This is a genomic window from Lacihabitans soyangensis, assembly GCF_024343775.1.
GTDB classification, from domain to species: Bacteria; Bacteroidota; Bacteroidia; order Cytophagales; family Spirosomataceae; genus Leadbetterella; species Leadbetterella soyangensis.
This window is the reverse complement of the sequence record NZ_RJUF01000159.1, coordinates 1-1,053: the sequence shown is the minus strand read 5'-3', so window position 1 is coordinate 1,053 and position 1,053 is coordinate 1. Positions and strand designations below refer to the sequence as shown.

At 47.8% G+C, this 1,053-nt stretch carries 2 protein-coding genes; both read left to right on the top strand.

The features are described from left to right. Positions 1–3 precede the first annotated feature (3 nt). Complete coding sequence (locus EGI31_RS25465) at positions 4–156, top strand: 3-coathanger stack domain-containing protein (RefSeq protein WP_374760697.1); 153 nt, start codon at positions 4–6, stop codon at positions 154–156. A 23-nt stretch (positions 157–179) separates the two neighbouring features. Next, positions 180–1,053: fibronectin type III domain-containing protein (locus EGI31_RS15210; RefSeq protein WP_255038004.1), on the top strand; the 874-nt coding region annotated here is incomplete at its 3' end.

The following is a 1,053-nucleotide window of genomic DNA, read 5'->3' as shown; positions in this document are numbered from 1 at the left end:
AACGTGCTGTTCAAGTCGGGCAATGCAATAGAACTCTTACCGGGCTTTGAAACCCGAGCTGGGGCCGTTTTTGCAACCAAAATTGAAAGCCCTTGCGGTTTGAACACAACCAACAACAGTATTTTTGAAAACCTCCCAAAAGAAATTAGAAAATGAAAAAACTAACATTAACTAGAACAATGAAAAAATTAGCTTTACTCCTTTTCTTGATATTTTCTGCTGGAATAGGTTTTTCAAGAACACTCATCACCTCTGCCACGGCCAATGGTGCGGCCAACAGCATTACCATTAATTGGGGCGAGACAGACGTAAGTATCAATCCACCCTCGGTAACTTTAAACAGGTATCAGATTAAATACAAGCCTGTTGGAGGAATAGAGACCACCATAGACAATATCAGCAGTTCGCTGAGAACCTATACATTGACGGGCCTGGCCTCAGGCCAAACCTACGAAATAGAGCTCATAGAGGTTATCAGGGTGATTCTACCTCCTTCGCCTTTTAATGTTTTGCCTTACATGGACTCCCAATCGGGCTCTGGGGTGAGTACAGTAGCCCTCAACGCCCCGCCCATCGCGGTGTGTACACCATTGACGGTATCTGTAGGAGCCAACTGCTTGGCCACGGTCACAGCAGCCCAGATAGGAGCAGGCTCAAGCGACCCTAACGGCGATGCCATCACCTACAGCATCACTCCAACGGGTCCATTCGGAGTGGGGGTTTATAATATTTCTCTCACAGTAACAGACATTTATGGATCTTCCAGCACCTGCACCAACACCCTTACGGTAGTAGACAGCGAAGCACCCAAGGTACTCTTAAAAGATGCCGTGGTGAACATCAATGCTGCTGGAGTGGGGGTATTGAGTTTGGCCGACGTCAATGCAGGTATAACGGACAATTGCGGCGTAGCGAGCATCAACCTGAGCAGAATTCACTTTAGTTGCGTCGATTTGGGCTTTCATTGGATCACCGTGACGGTGACCGATGCCGCCGGAAACACTACCACAGGCCTTTGCAGAGTCAATGTAAAAGATGCAGCAGCACCGAATG